This window comes from Pseudoxanthomonas composti, from assembly GCF_004122095.1.
Lineage (GTDB): Bacteria > Pseudomonadota > Gammaproteobacteria > Xanthomonadales > Xanthomonadaceae > Pseudoxanthomonas_A > Pseudoxanthomonas_A composti.
Map to the genome: position 1 here is coordinate 177,961 of NZ_SAWZ01000004.1, position 17,338 is coordinate 195,298.

The 17,338-nt window shown below is 68.7% G+C and carries 15 protein-coding genes; 7 read left to right on the forward strand and 8 right to left on the reverse strand.

Going from position 1 to position 17,338, the window contains the following annotated elements:
- Positions 1-158: 158 nt before the first annotated feature.
- The 3 genes from EPA99_RS09205 (at position 159) to EPA99_RS09215 (ending at position 3,688) form a co-directional block, all read left to right on the forward strand.
- Complete coding sequence (locus EPA99_RS09205; RefSeq protein WP_129470925.1) at positions 159-1,112, forward strand: TerC family protein; 954 nt, start codon at positions 159-161, stop codon at positions 1,110-1,112.
- 391 nt (positions 1,113-1,503) lie between these two features.
- The gene (locus EPA99_RS09210; RefSeq protein ID WP_129471114.1) at positions 1,504-2,316 is read left to right on the forward strand and encodes a rhomboid family intramembrane serine protease; all 813 of its coding nucleotides are present in this window, start codon (positions 1,504-1,506) and stop codon (positions 2,314-2,316) included.
- Between the two features lie 229 nt (positions 2,317-2,545).
- Entirely contained in the window at positions 2,546-3,688 is a 1,143-nt protein-coding gene (locus tag EPA99_RS09215) for a glycoside hydrolase family 18 protein (RefSeq protein ID WP_129470926.1), read from the forward strand.
- Positions 3,689-3,698: 10 nt separating this feature from the next.
- Here EPA99_RS09215 and EPA99_RS09220 read toward each other — a convergent pair whose 3' ends face one another.
- Both EPA99_RS09220 and EPA99_RS09225 read right to left on the reverse strand, forming a co-directional pair.
- Complete coding sequence (locus EPA99_RS09220) at positions 3,699-4,058, reverse strand: DUF3817 domain-containing protein (RefSeq protein WP_206733735.1); 360 nt, start codon at positions 4,056-4,058, stop codon at positions 3,699-3,701.
- A gap of 106 nt (positions 4,059-4,164) precedes the next feature.
- On the reverse strand, positions 4,165-6,426 hold the full coding sequence (locus tag EPA99_RS09225) for a TonB-dependent receptor (RefSeq protein ID WP_129470927.1): 2,262 nt from the start codon (positions 6,424-6,426) through the stop codon (positions 4,165-4,167).
- Positions 6,427-6,615: 189 nt separating this feature from the next.
- On the opposite strand from EPA99_RS09225, the gene EPA99_RS09230 reads away from it, so the two are divergent.
- The gene (locus EPA99_RS09230; RefSeq protein ID WP_129470928.1) at positions 6,616-7,626 is read left to right on the forward strand and encodes a TIGR00266 family protein; all 1,011 of its coding nucleotides are present in this window, start codon (positions 6,616-6,618) and stop codon (positions 7,624-7,626) included.
- Positions 7,627-7,700: 74 nt separating this feature from the next.
- On the opposite strand, the gene EPA99_RS18695 is transcribed toward EPA99_RS09230, so the two are convergent.
- A complete protein-coding gene (locus EPA99_RS18695; protein WP_164978620.1) occupies positions 7,701-7,865 on the reverse strand; it encodes a hypothetical protein in 165 nt (54 codons plus the stop codon).
- A gap of 86 nt (positions 7,866-7,951) precedes the next feature.
- Here EPA99_RS18695 and EPA99_RS09235 point away from each other — a divergent pair, with 86 nt between their 5' ends.
- Complete coding sequence (locus EPA99_RS09235) at positions 7,952-8,974, forward strand: patatin-like phospholipase family protein (RefSeq protein ID WP_129470929.1); 1,023 nt, start codon at positions 7,952-7,954, stop codon at positions 8,972-8,974.
- A gap of 360 nt (positions 8,975-9,334) precedes the next feature.
- Here the strand turns inward: EPA99_RS09235 and EPA99_RS09240 are convergent, their stop codons facing one another.
- The 4 genes from EPA99_RS09240 to EPA99_RS09255 all read right to left on the reverse strand — a co-directional run bounded on the left by EPA99_RS09240 (position 9,335) and on the right by EPA99_RS09255 (position 13,639).
- Entirely contained in the window at positions 9,335-11,530 is a 2,196-nt protein-coding gene (locus EPA99_RS09240) for a TonB-dependent siderophore receptor (protein ID WP_129470930.1), read from the reverse strand.
- A gap of 443 nt (positions 11,531-11,973) precedes the next feature.
- Positions 11,974-12,375, reverse strand: coding sequence for an NUDIX hydrolase (locus tag EPA99_RS09245; protein ID WP_129470931.1), 402 nt, complete (start codon positions 12,373-12,375; stop codon positions 11,974-11,976).
- Positions 12,376-12,459: 84 nt separating this feature from the next.
- Entirely contained in the window at positions 12,460-13,104 is a 645-nt protein-coding gene (locus EPA99_RS09250; protein WP_129470932.1) for a Vat family streptogramin A O-acetyltransferase, read from the reverse strand.
- A gap of 58 nt (positions 13,105-13,162) precedes the next feature.
- Complete coding sequence (locus EPA99_RS09255; RefSeq protein WP_129470933.1) at positions 13,163-13,639, reverse strand: Lrp/AsnC family transcriptional regulator; 477 nt, start codon at positions 13,637-13,639, stop codon at positions 13,163-13,165.
- A 128-nt stretch (positions 13,640-13,767) separates the two neighbouring features.
- Here EPA99_RS09255 and phhA point away from each other — a divergent pair, with 128 nt between their 5' ends.
- Positions 13,768-14,658, forward strand: a complete 891-nt coding sequence (gene phhA / locus EPA99_RS09260; protein WP_129470934.1) for a phenylalanine 4-monooxygenase — start codon at positions 13,768-13,770, stop codon at positions 14,656-14,658.
- Between the two features lie 156 nt (positions 14,659-14,814).
- Positions 14,815-15,156, forward strand: coding sequence for a hypothetical protein (locus EPA99_RS09265; RefSeq protein WP_129470935.1), 342 nt, complete (start codon positions 14,815-14,817; stop codon positions 15,154-15,156).
- A gap of 60 nt (positions 15,157-15,216) precedes the next feature.
- Here the strand turns inward: EPA99_RS09265 and EPA99_RS09270 are convergent, their stop codons facing one another.
- Entirely contained in the window at positions 15,217-17,118 is a 1,902-nt protein-coding gene (locus EPA99_RS09270; RefSeq protein ID WP_129470936.1) for a sigma-54-dependent Fis family transcriptional regulator, read from the reverse strand.
- Positions 17,119-17,338: the final 220 nt, after the last annotated feature.

Genomic DNA, 17,338 nt, shown 5'->3' on the forward strand with positions numbered 1-17,338 from the left:
GCATTGGCCCCGGTGCAACGGCAACCGGTCCACCGCCGGTTGTGAGCGAGACCTTCGCCGCATCGGCGAAGGCGTCCCGGTTCACGAGTCCATCCGTCCCCGCGCGACATCCTGACCTGGTCCGGTCCGGTTTCCCCCTCACGCGACGGAGAATGACGATGCAGACGATTGCCAACCCCTGGCTCTGGGGCGGATTTGCGGTGGTGGTGATCGCCGCGCTGCTGGCCGACCTGGTGCTGATGCGCCACGGCGGGCCGCACAAGGTGACCTTCAAGGAAGCGACCTGGTGGTCCATCGGCTGGATCGTGCTGGCGCTGCTGTTCAACGCCGGCCTGTGGTGGTACCTGCGCGGCACCCTGGACACGGCCGAGGCCAACCGCATCGGCCTGGAGTTCCTGACCGGCTATCTGGTCGAGAAATCCCTGGCGGTGGACAACATCTTCGTGTTCCTGATGGTGATGAGCTACTTCGCCGTGCCGGAGGAAGAGCGGCAGAAGGTGCTGGTGATCGGCGTGCTGGGCGCGATCGTGCTGCGCGCGGTGATGATCTTCGCCGGCGCCGCGCTGCTGACCAAGTTTCACTGGCTGCTGTACGTGTTCGGCGCGTTCCTGCTGTTCACCGGCATCAAGATGTGGTTCTCCGCGGGCAAGGAACCGGACCTGGAATCCAACCCGGCGCTGCGCTGGATGCGCAGCCATTTGCGCCTGACCGACGGGTATCACGGCCATGCCCTGAGCGTGATGCGCGAGGGCAAGCGCTGGTTCACGCCGCTGTTCGTGGTGCTGATCCTGATCGCGGTGACCGACGTGATCTTCGCGGTGGATTCGATCCCGGCGATCTTCGCCATCACCACCGACCCGTTCATCGTGCTGACCTCCAACGTGTTCGCGGTGCTGGGCCTGCGCGCGATGTTCTTCCTGCTGGCCGGCATGGCCGACCGCTTCCACCTGCTGCCCTACGGCCTGGCCGTGGTGCTGGTCTACATCGGCGCAAAGATGCTGCTGATCGATGTGGTGAAGATCCCGGTGCTGGTCTCGTTGGGGGTGGTGTTTGGCATCCTGGCGGTGACGGTGTGGCTGAGCCTGGTACGGCCTGCCAAGGGCACTGACTGAGGGCTGGGGAGCTGGTGAGTGAGGAACGAGTGTTGAGGAACGAGGAACGAGTGTGAGCAGTGCCGCTCGCTCCATGCCGCTCACCTCGCAACTCTCCACCCGCCCCCCTTGTCGCCGAGGCTCCGTACTTCCCTGTGGGAGCGGATTCAGCCGCGAAGAGGCTTTACCGGTAATGCCTCTTCGCGGCTGAAGCCGCTCCCACAGACCCCCCGGGCTTCGCGCGTACCCGCCCTCTCTGCCCCGGCTTTTCCGCTCACTCCTCACTCCTCACTCCTCGCCTCATCCCTCACTCCTCCCCCCAACTCCTTCCTCGTTCCTCCCCACTCGTTCCTCAACACGGGACACAGAATCCCGCTTGCATTCCACCCCCGCCACCGCCATCGAGGCAGGCATGGACAGCCATCACCCCGACGATCCGCGCTTCGATGCGCAAGCCCAGGGCCGCTTCGACCGCCGCCGCCTGCTGCGCGCGCTCAATGCCAGCCTGGTGTTCGTGCTGCTGCTGGTGCTGGTGTATTCGGCCCAGGGCAGCTTCGACTGGCGGCCGTGGGCGGTGGCGCCGCACGCGCTGGAGGGCCTGAAGGGGCTGCTGACCGCGCCGCTGCTGCATGGCTCGGTTGATCACATCGCCGCCAATGCGGTGGCGCTGCTGATGCTGGGCACGCTGGCCGGCAGCGTCTATCCCAAGGCCACCGTGCGCGCGCTGCCGCTGCTGTGGCTGGGCTCGGGCCTGGGCGCCTGGCTGCTGGGCGATGCCGGCTCGCGGCACCTGGGCGCCAGCGGCGTCGGCCATGGCCTGATGTTCCTGGTGTTCGGGCTGGGCCTGCTGCGCCGCGACCGCGCGGCCATCGCCACCAGCATGATCGCCTTCCTGTTCTACGGCAGCATGCTGGTGACCGTGCTGCCGCACGAGCCCGGCGTGTCCTGGCAGGCGCACATGGGCGGGGCCATCGGCGGACTGGTGGCGGCGCTGCTGTTCCGCCGCGCCGATCCGGCCCTGCCGCGCAAGCGCTACAGCTGGGAGGACGAGGAGGAGGCGCAGGCGCTGGCCGAGGACCCGGATGGCCTGGAGCTGCCGATGCCGCGCGAGGTCCCGGTGCTGTGGCATCCGGCGCCGCCGACGCGGGTGGTGCTGCCGTTTCCCGCGCCGCGTCCGCCTTCTCCGGATCTGCCCCCAACCGCGCCCGGTCGGGGCCAGCCCTGATCGCCGCGCGCGGCGCCGGCCCACGCTGAGGCTGCACAGTCTCGATGGAGTCTCAAACAACCCCGAAAGCATCCCGTGGGAGCGGCTTCAGCCGCTAAGGGGCTTTGGCGGGCCAGCCCCTTCGCGGCTAAAGCCGCTTCCACGGGGCGACAGGCGGCGCGGTCATGGCGAAGCGTGGCGATGCGAGGTTCCCCTTAGACTCGGGGGCCCGTTGTGCCTGGAGTGGTCCATGTTCCCGAAGCGTCTCCTGCTCTGCCTGCTGCTGCTTGGCTGCATGACCGCGCCTGCCTTGGCCGAGCCCGCGGTTCAGGCCGCCGCGCGTCCGCGCGTCGTCGGCTACGTGGCCAATGGCGAGCAGCTGCCGGACATCGACCCGCGCAAGCTGGATGTGATCAATTTCGCCTTCACCGTGGTTGGCCCGGACCACCGCGTGCGCTTTCCCGACGCCCTGGGGCCGCGCACGGTCGATGGACTGGTCGCCCTGCGCAAGCGCAACCCCGACCTGAAGGTCGTGCTGTCCATCGGCGGCTGGGGCGCGGGCCACTTCTCCGAGGCCGCCGCCACCCCGGCCGCGCGCCAGGCCTTCACCGACAGTGCGATGGCGCTGCTGCGCCGGCACGACGTCGATGGCCTGGACGTGGACTGGGAATACCCCACCGTGGGCGATGCCGGGATCAGCGCCAGCCCGGCGGACCGGGACAACTTCACCGCGCTGTTGAAGTCCCTGCGCCAGGCGCTGGAGGCCCAAGGCAAGGTCACCCAGCGGCATTACCTGCTGACCATCGCCGCGGCCGAGGGGCGCTTTGCCGCCGGGCTGGACCTGCCGCGCATCGCGCCGCTGCTGGACTGGATCAACCTGATGACCTACGACTTCTACGGCAGCGCCACGCCCACCACCGGCCATTCCGGCGCGCTATACCCTTCGGCCCAGCGCAGGGGCGAGGGCCGCAGTGCCGACGAGGCAGTGCGTTACTTCACCCAGGCCGGCGTGCCGGCCGCCAAGCTGCACCTGGGCATGGCCTTCTACGGGCGTCGTTTTGGCGACGTGCAAGCGGACCAGCACGGCCTGCTGCAGCGCTATGCCAGCGATGGCGGCTTCATTTCCTACCGCCGCATCGTCGATGAGCGACTGACCGAGCACGGCTTCGAGCGGCACTGGGACGACAGCGCCCAGGCGGCCTGGCTGTGGAACCCCAGCACCGCGCAGATGATCAGCTACGACGACCCGCAGGCCTTACGGGCCAAGGTGGCCTACGTGCGCCGCCACGGCCTGGGCGGGGTGATGTTCTGGGAGTACCGCGAGGACCACGACGAGGACCTGCTGGACGTGGTGGGCGAGGCCCTGGACGCGCCCATGGAGACCGGCAGCTGACCGGTCCGGATCATCCGGCCTGAAGCCTGGCGGCCTTGGCCTGTGCGTGCGCGAGCTGCCGACGATGTAGGTAAGGGTCGTTGACGAAGGTGCCGAACGGAATCAGCGCGGCCAACGCCGTGCGCAGCCAGCCCACGATGCCGAAACCGCGCATCGGCAAGGTGACCAGCATCACCGCGATGTAGGCGATGAACGCCACGCCATGGGCCATGCCCAGCGGCGGCACCAGCACCGGGTTGTGCCAGAAGTACTTCAGCGGCATGGCGATGAGGAACAGGCCGATGGTGGTGATGCCCTCGATGAGGGCGATGAAGCGGAAGAAGCGGATCATGGGCAGTGCGGCAGCGGCGTCGGCGGCATTGTGCGGCATCGCGCCTGCGCCCGAGGGACGTCTTGCCTGATCGTCATGTCGCCGCAGACGACAACGCCACGCGACCTGCATCGCGCGGCGTTGTCGCAGGAACCGAGTACGACGGTCAGAACTTGGCCGTGAACTCCACCCCGTAGGTGCGCGGCTCGTTGAGGAAGCCGGTCAGGTTGTTGAAGTCGATCGCGCCCACCACGCGCTCCTGGTCGGTGATGTTGCGGCCATACAGCGCCACTTCGTAGTCGCCGTAGTGCCAGGCATAGCCCAGGCGCAGGCCGCCTTCCAGGGTCGACTTGCCGGTGAACTCGATCGACTCGTACAGGAAGAAGTCCACCTCGCTGCGATAGGCCCAGTCGGTGTAGACATAGAACTCGCTGCCCTCGGCCAGCGGGATGCCCCAGCGCGCGGTCAGGTTGTGGGTCCACTTGGGCGCCTGCGGCAACGCGTTGCCGTCGATCAGCGCGCGGCCCTGGGCGTCGAGCGGGTCGGTGACCGTGCATTGCGCGCATACCGCCACCGCCAGGCCCGGGTCCTTGATCTCGGTGTCGTTGTAGCTGCTGCCCAGGGTGACCAGAAAGTTGTCGGCCAGGTAGGCCTGCAGGTCCAGCTCGAAGCCCTGGCCCACGCTCTTGTCGGCGTTGAGCAGGATGTTGGCGTTGGCCGCGCCACCCACGGCGGTGAGCTGCTGGTCCTTGACCTCGTAGTAGAAGACGTTGGCGCTCAGGCGCGCGCGCTTGCCCCAGAAGTCGCTCTTGATGCCGAACTCGTAGGAGGTGGAAGTCTCCGGCTTGGCCACCGACTTGCCGTTGAAGTCGCCCGCGGCCTGGATGCTGCTGCCGCGATAGCCGGTGGCCACGCGCGCGAACAGGTTGGTGTCGTCGCTGAGCTTGTAGACGCCGGACAGGTCCCAGCTGAGCTTCTTGTCCTCCGGGGAGGCCGACAGGTTGCCATCGGGCTCGCCGGCGGCCAGTTCGGCCAGGCCGCCCTTCACGCCCTGGTAGGCCTGCACGGTCAGGTCCTTCTCATCGACCGTGTAGCGCAGGCCGGCGCGCAGCTCCAGCGCGTCGGTGGCCTGCCAGGTGGCCGCGCCGAAGGCGGCCCAGGACTTGTTGGTCTGGCGGATGCGCTCATAGCCGCTCTGCGCACCGGCCGCGAACAAGGTGTCGTAGCTGAAGCTCTCGACCTGGTAGTCCTCGTCGAAATAGAACAGGCCGGCCTGCCAGTTCCACGGGCCATCGAAGGCCGACTCGATGCGGAATTCCTGCGTGTACTGCTTGTGCTCGGGGATGCCGTCGGCGGTTTCCGACGCGAAGGGGATGAACCCCGGGCCGGAGGGCGGGGCGTAGACCGCGCCGTAGCCGCCATCGATGTCGCCGCGGTTGATCGTCTCCACCGACTCGTAGCCGGTGATCGAGTACAGCTTGTAGTCGCCCAGGTCCCAGCTCAGGCGCGCATTGGCGCCCTGCGAGTCCAGCTCGGAGTAGTTCAGGCCGTCCTGGGTGACCTTGGTGCGGTCGAAGCCCGGCACCAGGTCGTTGGTTCCGGGCTGGATGATGTTGGCGCGGAACAGCCGCGCGGTGCCGTTGAGGTGGCGCGCATGCGCGCCCAGCAGGGCCTCGAAGCCATCGCCCTCGTAGAGGAACTGCACGCGCGCGGCGGTCTCGTCATAGCCCTCGAAGCCATCGTTCGGACCCGGGTAGGCGTTGTCCACCCAGTCGTCGCGCCGCTGGTACAGCATCGAGGCGCGCGCGGACCAGCGCTCGCTCAGCGCACCGCCCACCGCGCCTTCCAGGTTCCACTGGTTGTAGCGGCCGTAGCCGATCTTGGCGTAGCCGTCGGTCTCCTGCGAGGGGCGCACCGAGTCGAACTTCACCACGCCGGCCGGGCTGTTGCGGCCGAACAGCGAGCCCTGCGGGCCGCGCAGCACTTCCACCCCGGCCAGGTCGAACAGTGGGAAGCCCTTGAGGATGGGGTTCTCCTGCACCACGTCGTCGTACACCAGCGACACCGGCTGGGAGGTGTTGAGACGGAAATCGGTGTTGCCGTAACCGCGGATGTAGAAGCGCGGGAAGGCGCGGCCGAAGGAGGACTCGATGTTCAGGCTGGGCACGCGACCGGACAGGTAGCGCACGTCCTGGCCGCCGGAGGCCAGCACCTGCAGCTGCTCGGCATCGATGGCCGAGATGGAGACCGGCACGTCCTGGATATTTTCCACGCGGCGCTGGGCGGTGACCTGCACCGTGTCCAGGGTGGAGGCCGTCGGCTGGCTGGTGCTGCTGTCCTGGGCCAGCACGGGCGCGCCGGGCAGGGCCAGGGCAATGGCGAGGGCAAGGCGGCGCGTATTCACGCGCGGCTGCGGCGATCGGGACATGGCGGGTTTCCGTGGGTGGTGGGGCGCGGCCCGGTCGGGCCTCGGCAGGCGCATGTTGCAGGACGATGACGCCGGCGGCAAACGCCCGCCATGCATGACCTTATGCAGGGCCGTGGGCGCATCGCGGCGGCTAGACTCGGCGCGTTCCTTCCGCGGTTGTTTCCCCTTGCCCAGACACGGATGCAGACCATGAGCCAGTGGTATTTCCTGACCGGCGCCGAGCAGACCCGCTCGGGCCCCTTCGACGACGCCGGCGCGCAGGCCTTCGTGCGCAGTAATCCCGCTGCGCTGGCCTGGCGCGAAGGCCTGGCCGGCTGGCAGCCGGCCGCCTCGCTGCCCGAGTTCGGCGGCAGCGCCGCGCCACCGCACATGCCGCCCCCGCCGGGTGCGGGCATGCGCGCGGACGATATCGATTTCCGCATCGTCGGCCATGACATGCAGTTCGTCGAAGTCGAGCTGGACCCGGGCGAAAGCGCGGTGGCCGAGGCCGGCGCGCTGATGTTCAAGGATTCCAGCGTGCAGATGGACACGGTGTTCGGCGATGGCCGCACCAGCGGCGCCGGTGGCGGCTTCATGGACAAGCTGCTGGCCGCCGGCAAGCGCGTGGTCACCGGGGAGAGCCTGTTCACCACCGTGTACACGCACACCGGCCAGGGCAAGGCCAAGGTCGCCTTCGCCGCACCGTTCCCCGGCACGGTGATCGCGCTGAAGCTGTCCGAGCACGGCGGCCGCCTGATCTGCCAGAAGGACAGTTTCCTGGCCGGCGCGCGCGGCGTGCAGCTGGGCATCGCCTTCCAGCGCAAGATCCTCACCGGCCTGTTCGGCGGCGAGGGCTTCATCATGCAGAAGCTCGAGGGCGACGGCTGGGTGTTCGTGCACGCTGGCGGCACCGTGGTCGAGCGCGAGCTGGCCGCGGGCGAGCGCATCGACGTGGACACCGGCTGCGTGGTGGCCTACCACGGCGGCGTGGACATGGACGTGCGCCGGGTGGCCGGCATCAAGAGCATGTTCTTCGGCGGCGAAGGCGTGTTCCTGGCCACCCTGACCGGCCCGGGCAAGGTGTGGCTGCAGTCGCTGCCGTTCTCGCGCCTGGCCGGGCGCATGCTGCAGGCCGCGCCGCAGGCCGGCGGCCAGAGCCGCGGCGAAGGCTCGGTGCTGGGCGGGCTGGGCCGCATCCTGGATGGGGACAACAACTTCTAGGACGGACGCATTGCGCGGGCTAACGCAAGGACTGGATCATGGAGCGCATCGCGTAGATGTCGATGCGCTTCTGATTACGACGTTGGCCGCTGGCGTATGTGTTGAGCCCGACGGTCGTGGTCGCGGTCATCGCTGCGCTTGCGGCGGCTGTCTTCGCCGTTCTTGCCAGAAAGGCTCTGTTCCTGGTGGCTGCGCTCGTGGTGTTCGACGATTTTGCTCATGACGGTGATCCAGTTCATGCGTTAGCCGAACCGTTGGCCCAAGTTGCCCACGGTTTGGTCTTGGCTGGCTAAGCTGCGCATCTTCCTCATTCAATCCTCGTCCCATGTCCGCTTCACGCCTGTCCTGCCTGCTGTTGACCGCCTGCGTGACCTTGCTTTCGGCCTGCGGCGGGGAGGCGGTGAAGCCAACGCCGCCGACACCGGCGGTGGTCACGCCGATCAAGCCGGTGCGCCCGGTGGTGGTGGGCATCGCCCTGGGCGGTGGTGCGGCCAAGGGCTTTGCGCATATCGGCGTGATCAAGATGCTGGAAGCCAACGGCATCAAGCCGGACGTGGTGGCCGGAACCAGCGCCGGCAGCGTGGTCGGCGCGCTCTACGCCAGCGGCATGGATGTGTTCCAGATGCAGGAAAAGGCCGTGGCGCTGGATGAATCCTCCATTCGCGACGTGCGCCTGTTCTCCGGCGGGCTGGTGCAGGGCCGCGCCCTGCAGGACTACGTCAACGCCCAGGTCGACAACCGGCCGCTGCAGAAGATGAAGAAACCTTTCATCGCCGTGGCCACGCGGTTGGAGGATGGCGAGCGCACCTTGTTCAACAAGGGCGACACCGGCCAGGCGGTGCGCGCCTCCTCCAGCGTGCCGGGGGTGTTCGAGCCGGTGGTGATCGGCAAGTACCACTATGTCGATGGCGGCGTGGTCAGCCCGGTGCCGGTGGATGCGGCCCGACAGCTGGGCGCGGATTTCGTCATCGCCGTGGACATCTCCACCAAGGCCAGCGGCGTGGCCCCGGGTGGCCTGCTGGGCACGGTCAACCAGTCCATCGCCATCATGGGCCAGCGCGCCGGCCAGCAGGAGCTGGCGCGCGCGGACGTCGTGATCCGCCCCAAGGTCAATGATTTCGGCGCGGCCGATTTCAGCCGCCGCAGCGCCGCGCTGCTGGAAGGCGAAAAGGCCGCGCTGGCGGTGATGCCGCAGATCAAGGCCAAGCTGGAACAGCTGCGCCACGAGCGCGCCGCGGCGGCCGCCGCGGCAGCCAAGCCCAAGGCGCCGCCCTGTGTGGAGCCCTCGCGCATGGCACGGCTGATGGGCCGCGGCGAGCCCTGCCCGCCGGGTTCGGCCGCGCCCTGACCCGCACCACGACCGTAGCCGATGGATTGGCTGGGAGGCTGTCCTGGTGCGCGCCCCTTCGCCGATGAATCGGCTCCCACAGGGAGCGAACCCGAGCTGCGCGGGCGCTGGCCGAGGCTCAGGCGCGTAGGGCGGATCGCGATCCGCCATCGCCCAAATGCTGTGCCGACGACGTAGCTGGGGGCGACGACATCGCTTGCATACGTGCTAGCCGCGGACCAGCTTGTGCAAAAGCTCCACAATCGCGTCGCCGGATCAGGGTCCCACCTCCTCACTGTTGTGGGAGCCGATTCATCGGCGAAGGGCTTTCCCGGCCAGGCCTCTTCGCCGATGAATTGGCTCCCACAGGGCCGGTAAGCCTCAGTAGTGCCAGCGCAGGCTGAAGGACACGAAGCGCGGTTCGCCGTAGTTCTGGTAGTCCAGGTTGGCCCAGTAGGTCTTGTCCAGCGCGTTGCGCACGGCCAGGGTCGCGGTCCAGTCCTCGTTGATGCGGTAGCTGGCATTGAAGTTGGCCAGCACGTAGGCGTCCTGGGTGACCGTGACCGGCGTGGTGGTGCCATCGCCATTGGGCCGGGCGATGTTGAAGCCCTGCACCTTGCTCTGCCAGCTCAGGCCGCCGCCGATGCTCAGGCGGTCCCAGCGACCGGGCAGGCGGTACTGGGTGGACAGCTGCAGGTAATCCTCCGGCAGGTTGGCGTAGATCAGGTTGGTCGGCGCGCGGGTGACCTTGACGTGGGTGTAGCCGGCGCTGAGCGTCCAGCCCGGCAGCAGCTGACCGTTGTAGTCCACCTCCCAGCCGCGGCTCTTGGTGCCGTCCACGCCGATGAAGGCCGAGGTGCCGTCGGGCAGCGTGCCTTCCGGCACGCTGGCATCGCGCACGGCAAAGTTGTCCTGCTTGGCCTCGAACACCGCCGCACTCACCAGCGCGGCGCCATCGAGCAGGCTGGCCTTGATGCCGGCCTCCAGGTTGGAACCTTCCACTGGCGCCAGCAGGTTGTTGTCCTTGTCGCGATAGTTCTGCGGGTTGAAGATCTCGGTGTAGCTGGCATAGAGCGAGACGTCCGGCACCAGGTCGTAGACCAGGCCCGCGTAGGGGGTGACCTCGTCCTGGACGTCGTAGCGCCCGCTGGTGCCGATGAATCGCCCCGTGGTGTCGAAGGCCTGCGTGCGCGTCTCCCAGGCGCTCAGGCGGGCGCCGGCGATCAGCGACAGCGGCTCGGCCAGGCGCAGGCGCGTGGAGGCGTATACGCCGCGCTGGGTGGTGCGCCCCATCCGCCAGCTGCCGGTGCGCGCGTAGGTCAACTCGGGGATGTCGCCGTCCCAGGCGTAGAGGTTGGGAATGTCATAGCGCCAGCCGGTCGTGGAGGTCAGCCCGGGGGTGAAGGTTTCCAGGTCCTGCCAACTGCCGCCGATCACCACATCGTGGTCGCGACCGAACAGGCGGTACTTGCCGGATAGATACACATCCACCGCGTCGCGACGGTCCTCGGTCTCGCCTGCGCTGGCCAGCAGCCAGATGCCCGCGCCGGTGCTCCGGTCCGGATAGCCCGAGCCGTACACGCGCAGGCTCTGCACCTGACCCTTGGTGCGCGCGACATTGACCTTCAGCAGCCAGTCCTCGCCGAAGGTCTGCTCCAGGTTGGCGAACAGCGTGCTGCTCTGGCGCTGCCAGCGCGCCCACTTGGGCGCCATGTTGGTCGAGCGCGGCAGGTGGGCGTAGGAACCGTCGGCGGCGAAGAACGGCACGGTGCCCCAGGTCGAGCCGACCGGGTTGTTGTCCTGGGTCTGGTAGCCCAGCGTGACCGTGGTGCTGTCGGTCACATCGCCCTCCAGCACGGCCATGCCGGACATTTTGTTCTCGCGGTAGCGGTCGTAGTAGGAGTCGCGGTCCTGCCAGGCGGCGACCCAGCGGCTGCGGAAGCGGCCGTCGGACGTCAGCGGCGCGGTGACATCGGTCTGCAGGCGGCGGAAATCCCAGCTGCCCACGCTGGCCGAGAACGAGGCGTCGAACTCCGTGCCCGGCCGCTTGCGCAGCATGTTGACCGTGGCCGAGGGAATGCCGGCGCCGCTGAGCAGGCCGTTGGCGCCGCGGATGACCTCGATGCGGTCGTAGAAGGCGGTGTCGTATTCCTGGTTGGTCGAGCCGCTGTAGGTGGGCAGGCTGTCGACCTGGAAGTCGGTGATCTGGAAGCCACGCGCGAAGTACAGCGGGCGTTGGGTGTCGTAGAAGGACACGTTGACGCCGGTGATGTTGCGCATCACGTCGTTGATGCTGAAAAGCGACTCGTCTTCCAGCCGCTGCAGGCCGATCACGCTCACCGACTGCGGGGTCTCCTGCAGGCTGATCGGCAGGCGCGTGGTGGTGGAGGGCTGGCGGCGCGTGCCACTGACGCTGACACCATCAAGGGTCTTGGCATCGCGCGCATCGGCGGCATCAGCGGCAGGCGCGTCGGCGGCCTGCACGGTGGTGGCGGCCACTGCGAGCGCGGCGAGCAGCGCCAGGGACAGGGGACGGCGCAGCGGCGCGCAGGCGCGGGACGACACAACAGCAGACATGGGCTTCCTCGAAGGACATGGGCGCGCCTGCCGCGCCGGGCATCCTTCCGACGGGCAATCGCAAACAGGTTGGGGGCTGGCCCTGGCGGGTTGGCGTGGCCCGATCCGGGCCGACAAGCAGCGGCGCACGAGCGGCCGACTGTGGCGCGCAAATGTAAATGAGTCTCAACAAAGGTACAACAGGCACCGGCGTCGCCGCGCTTGCCAGGATGCCGGCCGCAAGGATCGCCCGGTCTCTCTTTGAGGAGCAGCGCACGTGCACCAACTGCTACGCGCTGGCACGCGTAGAGCGCCTTGGGGAAACCTCCAACAGCCCGGCAGCATCCCGTGGGAGCGGCTTAGCCGCGAAGAGGCCTTCCCGGGAGCACCCCGTCGAGGCTAATGGTCCGAGACCACCCCGAACCGCTCCCACCCAACGCGCTGAGGACGACCCGGGCCTACCTTCAGTCGATCCGCTCGATGGTCTTGAGGTGATCCAGGATCAGCCTGACCACGGCCGAGCACTGCGCGCGTTGCGCGCAGCCGATCCAGCCCAGCTCGGCGATTTCGGCATGCGGCTGGGGATCGTCCACGTCCTGGCTCTCGTAGCAGGTCATCTTCACCAGCACCCCCTCGGGCTTGTTGTCGGCCTGGGCGCGGAACACGCCGGCGAACACCAGCGCCTCGGGGTCCAGGGTCACGCCGAGTTCCTCACTGACCTCGCGCACCAGGGCCTGCTCGTCGCTTTCGCCCGGCTCGCGCTTGCCGCCCGGCAGGTACCAGCGCTCGCGCCCGTGCGAACGGGCGGCCAGCAGCCGGCGCTCGCGGACGTGGATCAATGCCAGCTTGTCGATCTCCTGCAGCATGCTCGCCCTGCCCTCTCCCGTGGACCGCCGCACAGCCTAGCAGCGCCGGTGGCGTCATCGAAGGGCCCCTGCCGTGCGCCAGGCTCAGCGCGCCGCCGCGGCCGCGCGTTGCAGTGCGGCGATATCGCCACCCACGATCAGCGGCAGGCAGGCGGTGATGCGCTCGATCGGCCAGTCCCACCAGGCCAGCGCCTGTAGCGCCTGGACCTGCTCCGGGTCGAAACGCGCCTTGATCGGCCGCGCCGGGTTGCCGCCGACGATGGTGTAGGGCGCCACGTCTGCTGTGACCACCGAACGCGCCGACACGATGGCGCCATTGCCGATGCGCACCCCCGGCATGATCAGCGCCTCGTAGCCGATCCACACGTCGTGGCCGATCACCGTGTCGCCCTTGTACGGCAGCTCGCCGGGCCCCGGCATCACCGTCTCCCAGCCGTTGCCGAAGATCTGAAACGGATAGGTGGAAAGGCCGGCGAGCTTGTGGTTGGCGCCATTCATGATGAACTTGGCACCGCGTGCGATGGCGCAGAAGCGTCCGATCACCAGCCGGTCGCCGATGAAGGGAAAGTGGTAGAGCACGTTGCGCTCGAAGCCTTCCGAATCCTCCGGGTCATCGTAGTAGCTGTACTCGCCGACTTGGATCAGCGGGTTGCGCACGGTGTTGCGGATGAAGCACACCTGCGGAAAGCCTTCCATCGGATGCGGGTTGTCCGGGCTGGGTCCATGCATCGGCTGCACCTGGTGGCTGAAGGAATCGCCCCAGCCTAGCAAGGGCCTGGCGGCGCGCTCACCCCACCAGGGGGACGCCGCGGTCCTGCTTGACCACGCGCAGCACGAAGCTTGAGTTCACATCGGACACGCCGGTGGCATTGAGCAGGCGATCCAGCAGAAAGCGCGAGAAGTGCTCCAGGTCGCGCACCAGGATGTGCAGCAGGTAGTCCATGTCGCCGGTGAGCGCGTAGCAGGCCACCACCTCGTCCCACTGGCCGATGCGCTCGGCGAAATGCTCGATATCGCCCTGGCCGTGCTTTTCCAGCTGCACGCGCACGAAGGCGCGCAGGCCCAGGCCCAGCGCCTTGGCATCCAGGCGCGCGCCATAGCCGGCGATGATGCCGGCCTCCTCCAGTCGCTGGGTGCGGCGTAGGCAGGCCGAGGGCGACAGGCGGATCTGTGTGGCCAGCTCGGCATTGCTGCTGCGCCCCTGGGTCTGCAGCAGCGCCAGCAGGCGCAGGTCCGTGCGGTCCAGCGCGATGGTAGCGTCCATGTGTTGCTCCGCAGCAGCCAATGACGCAACAACATTGCGCCAATGCGCCCTGTGCGCGCAACTTCGCAAGCCTGTTGCGTGCGCCCCGCGCTACGGTGGTGGCCTGCCGATTCCGCCAGGACCTGCCGATGAACGCCGTGCCGCGCCGCGTGGAGAACCAGCTGACCGACAAGGGCTACGTGCCGGTCTACACCACCGCCGTGGTGGAGCAGCCGTGGGACCAGTACGCCGAGGAGGACCACGCCACCTGGGGCACCCTGTTCGAGCGCCAGCGCGCGCTGCTGGTGGGGCGGGCCTGCGATGAGTTCCTGGCCGCGCAGGATGCGATGGGCATGACCCCAGGGCAGATCCCGCGATTCGACCAGCTCAACCAGGCGCTGGGCGCGGCCACGGGCTGGCAACTGGTGGGGGTGGAGGGCCTGCTGCCCGAGCTGGAGTTCTTCGAGCACCTGGCGCATCGGCGCTTTCCGGTGACCTGGTGGATCCGTCGCCCGGACCAGATCGACTACATCGCCGAGCCGGACCTGTTCCACGACCTGTTCGGCCACGTGCCGCTGCTGATGAACCCGCTGTTCGCCGACTACATGGCTGCCTATGGCCGCGGTGGCGTCAAGGCCCACGGGATCGGCCCGGAGGCGCTGGCGGCATTGACGCGCCTGTATTGGTACACGGTGGAATTCGGCCTGATCCGCACCCCGCAGGGGTTGCGCATCTACGGGGCCGGCATCGTCTCGTCCAAGGGCGAGTCGCTGTACTCGCTGGAGAGCGATGCGCCCAACCGCCTGGGCTTCGACCTGGAGCGAGTGATGCGCACGCGCTACCGCATCGATACCTTCCAGAAGACCTACTTCGTCATCGATAGCTTCGAGCAGCTGATCCAGGTCACCGCACCGGACTTCACCCCTATCTACGCGCGCCTTGCCACGCTGGCCACGCTTCCGGCGGGTCAGGTGCAGCCGAACGACCGCGTCGATCATCGCGGGACAGGCCTGGGCTGGGCCGACGGCGGCGATGTCTGAACAGGCGCGCATGCACGCCTGGCCGGGTCATCGGCGCGTTTCCGATCCGTTGACACCCAGAGCCACACAGACTCACCCAGTCCTCACAAGCGCCCCCGGATAGTTCTCTCCGCGCAGCGTCTCAGGCTGCGATACGCACGCCCGGATACTGCCTGCATGGACTTCTCTGCCGACGAACTGTTCGAACAACTCGCCCTGCTCGATGAGACGCTGGCGGCCGTGCGTCAGCACGCCGGACACGGGGAACACCCCGAGCTCCATCGGCAGATGCAGAGCCACGCCCGCGCCCTGCGGATGATGCTCGGCACCGGGGTCGGCCCCCTGGCGGCGGACCTGGTGGAATCGGTGACACGGGTGCTGGAAGCCGGCGACCCGCAGGCGCCGTTGCTGTCCATGAGCCTGCAGCGCGATACGGTAGCGGCCATCGTGCGCCGCCAGGCGGCCAGCGCATCGTTCCCGTCGATCAGCACGCTCGACCCGATGATGGCGGTGCGCTGAGGCGCGAACGTCACACGCCGGCGCGACAGGCGCCGCTGCCGAACCCTCTACGCGTTGCGATTACGCGTGCCTGCCGTGCGCGCCCTGGCCCAGGCGCCGATACAGGGTGCTGCGGCTGATGCCGAGCTTGCGTGCGGCCTGCGACACGTTGCCTCCGCAATCGGCCACGGCCTGGCGCATGGCCGCTTCGGCCATGGCCTCCAGGCTGGCGGCCGGCGTCTGCTTGCCTACCGCCGATGACGTCGGCGCCAGCGGGCGCACATCATGCAGGTACGAAGGCAGCAGCTCCACGCCGATCACCGCGCTCGGTTCGCTCAGGGCCACCAGCGTGCGCAGGCAGGCGCCGAGCTGGCGCAGGTTGCCAGGCCAGTCGTAGGCGGCCAGCTGCGCCTGTGCATCGGGCATGAGCTGGCGGCCCTGACCCAGCTGCTGCCACAGCGACCGTACCAGCGTGGCGCGATCGGCGTGCGCGCGCAGGGGCGCCATGCGCACGGTGTGGTGGGCGATGCGGTAGTACAGGTCCGGGCGGAAGCGCCCTTCGCCCAGGGCCGCCTCCAGCTCGCGATGGGTGGCGCAGATCAAGGCGAAGTCCAGCTTGACCGGTTTGCCGCCGCCCAGGGGCGAGAGCTCGCGCTCCTGCAGCACCCGCAGCAGGCGCGGCTGCAGCGCCAGCGGCATGTCGCCGATCTCATCCAGGAACAACACCCCGCCGTCGGCCTGCCGCAGCAGGCCGGGGTTGCCATGCTTGCGCGCGCCGGTAAAGGCGCCGTCCTCGTAGCCGAACAGCTCGGCCTCGATCAGCCCTTCCGGCAACGCGGCGCAGTTGACCGCCACGAATGGCTTGCCCGCGCGCGTGCAGCGGCGATGCAACTCGCGCGCGAACACCTCCTTGCCGGTGCCGGTCTCGCCCTGCACCAGCACCGGCAGTCCGGCGTCGAGCACGCGGCGGGCGCGTCCGAGTTCGGCTTCGAGCAGCGCATCGAACAGCGGCGCGTCGGCCGACGGCGGCGCCACCGCGGAGGAGACGGTGATCGGTGGACGCGCGGCCGGGCGCTTGGGCCGGGCCTGGCCGTCTTCAACGCGGCCGTACAGCGCGCGGCCCTGGCGGTCCAGCAGCACGCCGTCATCGCGCAGCTTGCCCAGCGCATCCTCGAACAAGGCCGTGTACGCCGCGCGCCCCAGCTCGCTGCGCTCCAGGCCAAACAGCTGCAGCCCGGCCTGGTTTGCGGCGATCAGGCGGCCGCCGCGGAAGGCCAGCAGGCCTTCGCGCGCGGTGCCCAGCAAGGCCGGATCGCGATGCAGGCGCAGCAGCTCGGCATCGGGGATGCCCTCGTCGAAATAGCGGTGCTCGATGTTCGCCACGGCCAGGCGCGCCAGCCCCAGCGCGTGCATGTGCCGCACCGTGGAGTCTCCGGAGATATCCAGCACGCCGACCTGCAGCCCGTACGGGTCGAACACCGGGCAGGCCGAACAGCTCAGGATGCCGTGCGGCGCCAGGTAGTGCTCGCCGCCATGGACGACCACCGAGCGGCCCTCGACGATCGCCGTGCCGATGGCGTTGGTGCCGACCTGCGCCTCGTTCCAGCACGCACCTGGCATCAGCGCCACGCGGCCGGCGCGGTCGAGGAAACTGGCGCTGCCTTCGGCGTCCAGGATCCAGCCGTCCTCGTCGGTGAGGATGACGATGCTGCCGGTGGCGGCCGCGTCGGACGACAGCAGTTCCAGTTCGGCGCGCGCCAGGCGCCAGAGCTTTTCGTGGCGCTCGCGCATTTCCTTCAGGCGCGCGGCCGGCACCGGCTCGATGTGCGGCGCGGACTCGGCGGCAAGGCCCGAGCGTTGGCAGCGCAGCCAAGAGCGCAGGATGGTATCGGGCACCTTGCCCACCGGTGCCCCGCCCTGCTCGAAGAAGGCACGGCGGGCCTGGCCCAGGTGCCGGTCCGACTGCGATTGCTGCTGTGCCATGGTCCCTCCAGGTGTCGCATCTTGCGACACCGCAACAGTGCGCTGTCCCAATAAACATCACAGCCGCGGCCACTGCGCAACCGCGTTGCGTGACGCGGCGCAGCAGGTTCGAGCGGGGGCGCCAACCCACACGCGCGCAGGGCGCGTGATGCGGCGCAGCAGCGGATTTTTGGCATCGACCTTGCGCTGTCGAGCGGACCCAACCGGGCGACACCGACCC

What these genes read in the sequence shown, in the direction of transcription:
- EPA99_RS09205 (WP_129470925.1), top strand. Translation starts at nt 159, where the DNA reads ATGCAGACGATTGCCAACCCCTGGCTCTGGGGCGGATTTGCGGTGGTG.
- EPA99_RS09210 (WP_129471114.1), top strand. Translation starts at nt 1,504, where the DNA reads ATGGACAGCCATCACCCCGACGATCCGCGCTTCGATGCGCAAGCCCAG.
- EPA99_RS09215 (WP_129470926.1), top strand. Translation starts at nt 2,546, where the DNA reads ATGTTCCCGAAGCGTCTCCTGCTCTGCCTGCTGCTGCTTGGCTGCATG.
- EPA99_RS09220 (WP_206733735.1), bottom strand. Translation starts at nt 4,058, where the DNA reads ATGCCGCACAATGCCGCCGACGCCGCTGCCGCACTGCCCATGATCCGC.
- EPA99_RS09225 (WP_129470927.1), bottom strand. Translation starts at nt 6,426, where the DNA reads ATGTCCCGATCGCCGCAGCCGCGCGTGAATACGCGCCGCCTTGCCCTC.
- EPA99_RS09230 (WP_129470928.1), top strand. Translation starts at nt 6,616, where the DNA reads ATGAGCCAGTGGTATTTCCTGACCGGCGCCGAGCAGACCCGCTCGGGC.
- EPA99_RS18695 (WP_164978620.1), bottom strand. Translation starts at nt 7,865, where the DNA reads ATGAACTGGATCACCGTCATGAGCAAAATCGTCGAACACCACGAGCGC.
- EPA99_RS09235 (WP_129470929.1), top strand. Translation starts at nt 7,952, where the DNA reads ATGTCCGCTTCACGCCTGTCCTGCCTGCTGTTGACCGCCTGCGTGACC.
- EPA99_RS09240 (WP_129470930.1), bottom strand. Translation starts at nt 11,530, where the DNA reads ATGTCTGCTGTTGTGTCGTCCCGCGCCTGCGCGCCGCTGCGCCGTCCC.
- EPA99_RS09245 (WP_129470931.1), bottom strand. Translation starts at nt 12,375, where the DNA reads ATGCTGCAGGAGATCGACAAGCTGGCATTGATCCACGTCCGCGAGCGC.
- EPA99_RS09250 (WP_129470932.1), bottom strand. Translation starts at nt 13,104, where the DNA reads ATGCATGGACCCAGCCCGGACAACCCGCATCCGATGGAAGGCTTTCCG.
- EPA99_RS09255 (WP_129470933.1), bottom strand. Translation starts at nt 13,639, where the DNA reads ATGGACGCTACCATCGCGCTGGACCGCACGGACCTGCGCCTGCTGGCG.
- phhA (WP_129470934.1), top strand. Translation starts at nt 13,768, where the DNA reads ATGAACGCCGTGCCGCGCCGCGTGGAGAACCAGCTGACCGACAAGGGC.
- EPA99_RS09265 (WP_129470935.1), top strand. Translation starts at nt 14,815, where the DNA reads ATGGACTTCTCTGCCGACGAACTGTTCGAACAACTCGCCCTGCTCGAT.
- EPA99_RS09270 (WP_129470936.1), bottom strand. Translation starts at nt 17,118, where the DNA reads ATGGCACAGCAGCAATCGCAGTCGGACCGGCACCTGGGCCAGGCCCGC.